The organism is Streptomyces sp. NPDC020747 (assembly GCF_044334695.1).
In the GTDB taxonomy this organism is placed as follows: Bacteria; Actinomycetota; Actinomycetes; order Streptomycetales; family Streptomycetaceae; genus Streptomyces.
Genome location: NZ_JBIRTJ010000005.1, coordinates 511,103 through 519,780, shown reverse-complemented (window position 1 = coordinate 519,780; position 8,678 = coordinate 511,103). Strand labels below are relative to the sequence as shown.

Here is an 8,678-nt window from a genome sequence, read left to right as displayed (position 1 = left end):
TTGGCGACACACTCGTTCCACACCCAGCGGCATCGGTCCCACTCCGCCACCAGGGCCGTACGCGCCGTGGACGGCACACGCAGCCGGTAGGTGTATCGGGCATGCCCCGCCTCCGCAACCGCCCCCACCTGCGTCATCTCGCCTCCCCTCACGACCCCGGCCGGGACACCGCGCTATCCCGAACCCTGCGAAGGACCATACGTACGACAGCCGCACATACGCACCCCTATCCCCCAGCCATCACCCCGACCAGCGACCACAGGCACACGCGTTCGCATCACCCCGGCGATACCGACAGCGGTACGGGCGCCCCGCGCCCTGAACCGGATGCGGCGACGCTCCACGTCGCGACACCCGGATGCGATTCCTCCCCGGCGTGAACGCCGGAGCCTCCTCGCAAGAAGCAGGTCACGATTCGCCGCAGGTGTCCCACTCGACCGGATCGGGCGCGCGGACGAGGTCGCCGACGCGGTGGCCCCGGCCCCGACCGTCACTGACGCGGCACCCCGTCCAGGCGGCCAACCCCGCGCCCCTGAAGGGGCTCAGCCCTTCTTCAATACCAGCTCCGTGTTGCGGTCTCCCGCCTCGCCGCTCAAGTCCGTTCGGGCGCCCGGGGCGTTGGAGGAGAGTTCTCGGTAGAGGGCGGCGAGGCCCGTCTGGGAGAGGTCGGCGAAGTCCGTGGTGTGCGGGGCGCCGGACTCGATGAGCGTGGTGAACAGGGAGACCGTGCCGTCGTGGTTGTCGACGATCTCGATCACCCGGGCGAGCTGCGGGAAGTCGACGTGGGAGGCGGTGGAGACCTCCCAGAAGGAACGGCCGTCCGGGGCGGAGTGCGGGGTGATCTTGTTCTTGTGGCTGTGGCCGTTCACCCAGGCCAGCACCGAGCGGTACTTGCCGAGGAGGGCGAGCACCTCGTCGCCGCCGTGCCGCCGCTCGCCCGGGTGGGCCGGGTCCTCGCGGAGGTTACGCATCGACTTGCTGGTGTGGTGGCTGAACACGACGACGTGTTCCTTGTTCTTCTCGGCCGCCTTCAACGTGCGCTCCAGCCACCGCAGTTGGGCGGTGCCGAGCGAGCCCTCGTAGTGGCCGCCCGGGTCCGTGCTGTCGAGGCTGACGCCGAGCAGGCCGTCGGCGATGCGGAAGGTGTAGTACTGCGTCCTCGCGGCGAGGTTGGCCTGCGAGTAGCCGTGCCCGACGGGGCCCGCTCCGGTGTGCGCGGGGTCGAGGTGTGCCTGGAGGTACTCGGCGGGGGTGAAGGGGGCGCGGCCCTCGTCCGGGGTGACCGAACGCATCCTCCGTGCCTGGGACTTGAGCATCGCCTTGAAGGCCGCGCCCTTGGGGTCGCCGCCCTTCTTGACGTTGTTCCAGATGGCGACGCCCTGCGACTCGTCGAGGGTCATCAGCTTCTTGCCGCCGACCGCGAAGTCGGTGAAGAAGGAGTCGCCGGGCGCGTAGCAGCCGCCGGGCAGGGAGTCGTGGTTGCCGACCGTGGAGTACCAGGGGAGGTTGAGGCCGGGGCTGCGCAGTTCGCGGATCGCGGCGGCGAGGAAGCCGTCGATGCGCGGGAAGCCGAGCTGCTTGTCGGCGTCGCGCAGGGCCGCGTCGGGCTGCCAGTACAGCTTGAGGTCGCTGTTCTGGACGCCCTCGTAGCGGTTCGGGTCACCGGAGTTGGGGGTGATCCGGCCGCCGCTCATCACCTTCAGGAACCAGTCCAGCTCCGTCTTGGCGTTGTTGTCGGTGTTGTCGCCGGTGGTCATCACGAAGTGCAGGGGCGAGCCGGTGACGGGGGCGCCGCGCAGCGCGTTGACCCGCTCGACGAGCGAGACCGCGCCGGGCACCGACAGGGCCTCCTGGGGGCGCCAGGCGCTGGCGGTCTGGGCGCGCAGGTACTCGTAGCGCAGCGGGTGCTGTACGTCGACCAGGTGCAGGTCCGTGAACTGCACGAACGCGGCGAGCGCGGTGCGCCGTTCGCCGCGGCCCGCCTTGGGCGCGGCCAGGTCGCCGCGGACGACGCGGGACCAGGCGGGCCCGTCGCCGAGCCGCCGGTAGCCGGAGCCGCCGCGCGGGACCGCGACCGTCGAGAGGGTGGTGCCGCGGGTGTACGGGGCCAGCGGCGCGGCCGGTGCCGGGCGGGAGACCGCGAGGGGCTGCCCCTGGGTCGAGGCGGTGTGCGCGGCGGCCTCGCCCGAACCGGGCCGCAGCGCGAGGCCGATGCCCGCGGAGAGGGACACCGCCCCGGTGGCGGCCAGGAAGGCTCGGCGGTCACGAACAGTGGCGGTGGCGACAGAGCGTATGCGCGACATGGCGCGATCTCCCCGGGTCCGAACGCGTCAGCAGTGGTCGCGGGCGGTTCACTGACGCGAACTGCCCGCTCATACTGGATCGTTGGCACCAGGGGTGACCTGCGCGTTAACTGGACAGCAACGGGCAGCGCCGATCACCGTACGTGGATCTTGGTTACCCTCCGCGTCCACCGAGCCCTCTTCGAACCGAGAGGAGGCGGTCACTCCAAGTTCACCTGGCTGGGTACGGAAACTATTTCCCGGAGGTCTCGGGGTACTCGGGGATGCCCGTCGCTCGCCCCACCGCCGGCCGGTCCCGCCACAGTTTGAGACCCACGTCGACGAGGCCGACCCGGTCCAGGGCGGACACCTCGTCGAGAGGATGCCAGGCGGCCAGGTCGGTGGAGCCGTCGGTCTCGGGGCGCAGTTCGCCGCCGGTGACGCCGACCTCGTAGACGATCCGCAGGCCCTGGAAGTCGGCGGCGGGTCCGAGGCGGCGCGCGTAGCTGCGCCGGACGGAGTCGACGCCCAGCAGCGCGAGGGGCTCGACCGTGTACCCGGTCTCCTCCTCCGCCTCCCGGATCACGGTGTCGTACGGGTCCTCGCCGTGGTCCATGCCGCCGCCGGGCAGCGTCCAGGGCCTGGTGCCGTTCTTCTCCACCAGGCGGGCGAGCAGAATCCGGCCGTCGCGCACGCATACGGCGTAGGCCGCCACCCTCAACTCCTTGTGCATGCGCCGACGTTATTACGGCAGGGTCGGGTTCGCCGGTGAGTATTCGGGCGGCGTCCAGCGCAGCGGGCTCGCCGCGGGCGTGTCCACGACCGCCTCGACGGTGAAGCGGACGGTGCGGGTGCCGTCGGGGGCGAACTCCGTGCGGGCCGTGCCGGAGAGCTGGAGGGCGGCGCCCGTCTCCCAGTCGAGGAGGAGGAGTCCGGCGCGCGGGTCGGCGGCGAGGTTGCCGAGGGTGAGGAACATGGAGTTGCCGGGGTAGTCGCGCCAGCTCAGCTCGGTCGGCGAAGTGACGTGCACGAAGCCGGGGTTGCCGCCGCGGTGGCTGGCGTCGGCGCCGTCCCCGTGCACGGTGGCGAGGAAGAAGGTGTCGGCGGCGCGGACGAACTCCCGCTGGGCCGCGCCGAGTTCGCTGCCGCGCAGCGGCTCGCCCGGGGTGCGCGCGACCGTCTCGTACGACTCCCGTTTCTGGAGGTACTTGGGGCAGTTGGAGAAGACCTGGTCGGCCTTGACCGCCAGGCCGCGGGGCGTGGGCCGGGAGCGGCCGTTGAGCCGCATGCGGCGGCGGGTGCGCGGGTCGAGCGCGATGGTGCCGACCGGGGTCCCGGCGACGGCGAGCGCGGAGGTGAGTGGGTCGCCCGCGCGTGGGCCGCCCTGGACCGAGATCTGGCGCGGTCCGGTGGCCCGTACGAAGCCGGGCTCGCCGGTGACCGGGGAGGCCCACACCCGGCCGGTGTCCGGGTCGGCGGCGCCGAGCACGAGCATCGGCTGGAGCTCCAGGAAGGCGGCGGCCACCGGTCGCAGCCCCTCCCCGATGGACCGTCCGACATGATCGGCCATGTCACGCACACCGACCCGGTCCTGCACGGCACGCGAGCCGGAGTGATAGGTCACGGTGTCCTCCTCCATCGGTTCGGCCTAGAAGAATCCGCAGGTCGGAGCCTCGCCCGACGGCGCCGGGGCCCCCTCCGCGCCGTGGGCCGTGCAGATCTCCAGGCGGGTGCCGTCCGGGTCGTGGAAGAAGATGCCGCCGGACGCGGCGCCCTCGCGGTGGGCCACGACGCCCTCGTGGGCGAAGTCCACGCCATGGGCGCGCAGTGCCGTCTCGTACGCCCTGACCTGCTCGACCGTGTCGACCTCCAGGGCCAGGTGGTGCAGCCCCGCGCCGGTCGCCGTGTATCCGTGGTCGGCCTGCTGCCACAGCGTGAGCACGGGGCGGCCGTCCTCGCCGAGGAACGCGTACCGCCGGTCCTCCTCCTTGCCCTCGACGATCACCGTGAAGCCGAGGAGGTCCCGGTAGAAGGCGAGCGAGCGGTCGAGATCCGTGACGTTGAGGCCGGTGTGGCCGGTGCGCGGTGCGGTGGTCGTCGACATGGCACTCCCCTTGCGTCGGGCCCAGCATGAACTAACCGTTGTAAGTGACTTTAGAGGTTAGAATCGGTTGGCGTCAACCGGTCACATACTCTTGACCGGTTAGCAGGGGCAGCCGGTAGGTGCACGCCGACCGGGAAAGCAGGGAGCCGTCAGATGTCCGTCGCCGCCCGGGATCCACGTCCGCTCACCGGGGAGCCGCTCTCCCTGGACCTGCTCAACACACGGTGGATGCACGAGGGTGTGATCCAGGACCTGCTGACGGACACCGACGGGCTCGCGGTGTGGCTGGCCGCCAACGCGCTGGAGTTCACGGCCGACGAGGCGACCCTGCGCCACGCGCTGACGGCACGGGACGCGCTGCGGGCCACCGTGGACGGATCCCTGACGGACGGATCCCTGGCGGAGGGCGCGGGCCGGGTCGACGCCGTGCTCGCGCACGGGCGGATCCGGGCCACCCTGACCGCGGAGGGGCCCGGCGAAGAGGCCGAGTTCCGCGACCCGTCCTGGGGACCGGCCTGGCTCGCGGCCCGCGACTACCTGGAACTGCTGGACACCGCCCCCGACCGCGTCCGGCGCTGCGCCCACGAGTCGTGCGTCCTGCACTTCTTCGACACCTCGCGGAACGGCACCCGCCGGTGGTGCTCGATGGCCTCCTGCGGCAACCGCGCGAAGGCATCCCGCCACTACGCGCGCACGCGAGAGGGCTGAGCCCTCCGGGAATGTCCGGCCATACACGGCTATGCCTCCGGTGGCGTATGGCGGAATTACGCCATGGACACTTCACGTCACGGTCAACCCTCCCCAAACATCCATCACTTGGGTAAAGCTGAGCGGTCATCCGGGTTCACATACCGGACTGGGGCGATCGTTCCGATCGTCAACGGACTTTCCTTTACCTACAAGGATGCTGATGACCCCCAACCCTCAGCGAGCTCCGATCACCGGCGCGAGACGCGCGGCGCGCATAGCCGTGGCCGCCGGTCTCGTGGCCGCACTCTCCGCGGCGGGGCCGATACCCATGGCCTTCTCCGCGGACGATCCGGGTACGCCCGTCGACACATCGGTCAAGTCCGCGAGCGGCAAGCTCGGTTCGGACGACGCCGACCTCCTCGCCGAGGCCGAGGCCGGCGGCGACAAGAACGTCACGATGATGGTCGCCACCGCGCCGGGGCAGACCGAGCAGGTCGCGGACCAGCTCGACGCGGTGAAGGGCGGCTCCGTGGGCCGTACCTACGACAAGCTCGGCTACGTCCGCGCCACCGTCCCGACCGCCAAGGCCGACGCGGCCATCAAGGCGGCCGCCAAGCTCTCCTCCGTGCACGGCATCGACCTGCGCCAGGAGATCGCGCTGGACGACCCGACGCCGTCCGCCGACACCGCCAAGGGTGCCAAGAAGGGCCCGACGGCCGGCGCCTACCCGGCGCCCGGCAAGAACACCCCCGCCGAGAACCCGTACAACCCGTCGTTCGAGACGGGTGCCGTCGACTTCGTGAAGAAGAACCCGAAGGCGGACGGCCGGGGCATCACGATCGGCGTCCTCGACTCCGGCGTGGACCTGGCGCACCCCGCGCTGCAGAAGACCACCACCGGCGAGCGCAAGATCGTCGACTGGGTGACGTCCACCGACCCGATCATCGACGGCGACGCGTCCTGGCGCGCGATGCTGACCTCCGTGTCCGGGCCCACGTTCGCCTTCAGCGGCAAGACGTGGACCGCGCCTGCGGGCAGCTACCAGGTGAACCTCTTCCGCGAGTCCGCGACCGCCGGCGGCGACGCGGCCGGCGACGTGAACCGCGACGGCGACACCACCGACGCCTGGGGTGTGCTGTACGACGCGGCGGCCGGCACGGTGCGTGTCGACTCCAACGGCAACAGCGACTTCACCGACGACGCGCCGATGAAGCCGTACAAGGACGGGTACCAGATCGGCTACTTCGGTACCGACAACCCGGCCACCGACGTGGTCGAGCGGCAGCCGTTCGTCGTGGAGATCCGCAAGGACGTCCCGATGGACCCGCTGGGCGGCGACTGGGTCGGCCAGAAGCGCGACTTCGTCAACATCGGCCTGATATCGAGCGAGCACGGCACGCACGTCGCCGGCATCACCGCCGCGAACGGGCTGTTCGGCGGCAAGATGAACGGTGCCGCGCCCGGTGCGAAGGTCGTCTCCTCCCGCGCCTGCCTCTTCGGCCCCAGCTGCACCAACGTCGCGCTCACCGAGGGCATGATCGACCTCGTCGCCAACCGCGGCGTCGACATCGTCAACATGTCCATCGGCGGCCTCCCGGCGCTGAACGACGGCAACAACGCGCGCGCCGAGCTCTACACCCGCCTCATCGACACCTACGGCGTCGAGCTGGTCATCTCGGCCGGCAACTCGGGCCCCGGCGCCAACACGATCGGCGACCCCGGCCTGGCCGACAAGGTCATCTCGGTCGGCGCGTCCATCTCCAAGGAGACCTGGGCGTCCAACTACGGCTCGGCGGTGGAGAAGAAGTACGCGATGCTGCCCTTCTCCTCGCGCGGACCGCGCGAGGACGGCGGCTTCACGCCGACGCTGACCGCGCCCGGCGCCTCCATCAACACCACGCAGACTTGGCTGCCCGGCAGCCCGGTCGCCGAGGCGGGCTACTCCCTGCCGGCCGGCTACTCGATGCTCCAGGGCACCTCGATGGCGTCCCCGCAGGCCGCGGGCGCGTCCGCGCTGCTGCTGAGCGCCGCGAAGCAGAAGAACATCGACCTGACGCCCGCCAAGCTGCGCACCGCGCTCACCTCGACCGCGGACCACATCAGCGGCACGCAGGCGTACGCGGAGGGCGCGGGCCTCGTCAACATCCCCGACGCCTGGGACTCGATCCGTGACGGCGCCACCGCCCACGAGTACACGGTGAAGGCCCCGGTCGACACCGCGATCGACTTCGCGCTCAAGACCCCGGGCTTCGGCACGGGCCTCTACGACCGCGAGGGCGGCCTCAAGGTCGGCCAGAAGAAGACGTACGACGTCACCATCACCCGTACGACCGGTGCCGACCGTGCGATCCGGCACGAGCTGCACCTGGAGAACAACCGGGACGACACGTTCAGGATCGTCGGCAGTGACGAGGTGTCCCTGCCGCTGAACAAGCCGGTGACCGTGAAGGTCGCCGCCAAGCCGGAGAACTCCGGTCTCAGCAGCGCGATCCTGGAGGTCGACGACCCGAGGACCGAGGGCATCGACAAGCAGGTCCTCACCACGGTCGTGGTCTCCGCCCCGCTGAAGTACACCTACTCGGCGTCCGGCAATGTCCAGCGCAACGAGAGCAAGTCGTACTTCGTGACCGTCCCCGAGGGCGCCAAGGCCCTTGAGGTCGCGATCGGCGGGCTGAAGGACAAGAGCCAGACCCGGTTCATCGCCATCCACCCGTACGGCGTTCCGGTCGACAACACCTCGACGCCGTTCTGCTACAACAACTACCTCGACGGCAACGGCTGCAAGCCCGACGTGCGTGCGTACGCCGACCCTCAGCCCGGCGTCTGGGAGATCGAGGTCGAGTCCCGCCGTACGTCGCCGGTGCTCGACAACCCGTACAAGCTGAAGGTCGAGGTGCTCGGCGCCGACTTCGACCCGGCGGTCGTGACCGTCCCCGAGGCCAAGGTCGGCACGCCGGCCCCGGTCTCCTGGAAGGTGACGAACAAGCTCGCCACGGTCGACGGTTCGCTGAAGGGCGGCCCGCTCGGCTCCTCCAAGAACGCGCGGCCGACCATCGCCGACGGCGCCACGGACACCACCACGGTGGACGTGCCCGCGGGCGCCGGTTCGCTCGACGTCACCATCGGCAACGTCTCGGACGCCGCGGCGGACCTCGACCTGACCGTCTACGACGCGCAGGGCAACCAGGTCGCTCAGTCCGCGGACGGCGACTCCGAGGAGTCCGTCTCCGTCCCGTCGCCCGCCGCCGGCACGTACACCATCGAGGTCGTCGGCTACGCGATCCCGGCGGGCTCCACGGCGTACGACTACCTCGACGTGTACTTCGCGCCGTCGCTCGGCGAGGTCCAGGTCGACTCGACGCCCGTGAAGCTCGGCACCGGGGCCACCGCCTCGGTCGAGGCGAAGGTCGTCGCGAACGCGGCGCCGCCGGAGGGCCGGACGTTCTTCGGGCGCGCGCAGCTCGTGAACGCGCGGGGCACGGTGGCCGGTACCGGCAGCGTGCTGATCGAGAAGGTCACGCCGTAGCGTCGCGACCCTCTGAAAGGCCGTGTTCCTTGAACGGCCTTGCTCTCTGAGCGACTTGCTCTCTGTACGAGAAGGG

Annotated in this window: 6 protein-coding genes and 1 pseudogene; 2 read left to right on the top strand and 5 right to left on the bottom strand. The window is 70.8% G+C overall.

The window, feature by feature from the left end; genetic code table 11:
• The 5 genes and pseudogenes from ACH4YP_RS17445 to ACH4YP_RS17425 all read right to left on the bottom strand — a co-directional run.
• Positions 1 to 137, bottom strand: a pseudogene (locus ACH4YP_RS17445) (RNA-guided endonuclease TnpB family protein); the annotation flags it as partial.
• A 405-nt stretch (positions 138 to 542) separates the two neighbouring features.
• Complete coding sequence (locus tag ACH4YP_RS17440) at positions 543 to 2,303, bottom strand: TIGR03767 family metallophosphoesterase (RefSeq protein ID WP_361064179.1); 1,761 nt, start codon at positions 2,301 to 2,303, stop codon at positions 543 to 545.
• Positions 2,304 to 2,535: 232 nt separating this feature from the next.
• Positions 2,536 to 3,015 carry an NUDIX hydrolase gene (locus tag ACH4YP_RS17435; RefSeq protein WP_361064177.1) on the bottom strand — a complete coding sequence of 160 codons (480 nt, stop codon included), beginning with the start codon at positions 3,013 to 3,015 and terminating at the stop codon, positions 2,536 to 2,538.
• A gap of 12 nt (positions 3,016 to 3,027) precedes the next feature.
• The gene (locus ACH4YP_RS17430) at positions 3,028 to 3,921 is read right to left on the bottom strand and encodes a pyridoxamine 5'-phosphate oxidase family protein (protein WP_398491070.1); all 894 of its coding nucleotides are present in this window, start codon (positions 3,919 to 3,921) and stop codon (positions 3,028 to 3,030) included.
• A gap of 9 nt (positions 3,922 to 3,930) precedes the next feature.
• Entirely contained in the window at positions 3,931 to 4,386 is a 456-nt protein-coding gene (locus ACH4YP_RS17425) for a VOC family protein (protein WP_361064174.1), read from the bottom strand.
• Between the two features lie 153 nt (positions 4,387 to 4,539).
• Here ACH4YP_RS17425 and ACH4YP_RS17420 point away from each other — a divergent pair, with 153 nt between their 5' ends.
• Both ACH4YP_RS17420 and ACH4YP_RS17415 read left to right on the top strand, forming a co-directional pair.
• Positions 4,540 to 5,094, top strand: a complete 555-nt coding sequence (locus ACH4YP_RS17420) for a CGNR zinc finger domain-containing protein (RefSeq protein ID WP_398491069.1) — start codon at positions 4,540 to 4,542, stop codon at positions 5,092 to 5,094.
• A gap of 202 nt (positions 5,095 to 5,296) precedes the next feature.
• Positions 5,297 to 8,602 (top strand): S8 family serine peptidase, encoded by a 3,306-nt coding sequence (locus ACH4YP_RS17415; protein WP_398491068.1) that lies wholly within the window; start codon positions 5,297 to 5,299, stop codon positions 8,600 to 8,602.
• Positions 8,603 to 8,678: the final 76 nt, after the last annotated feature.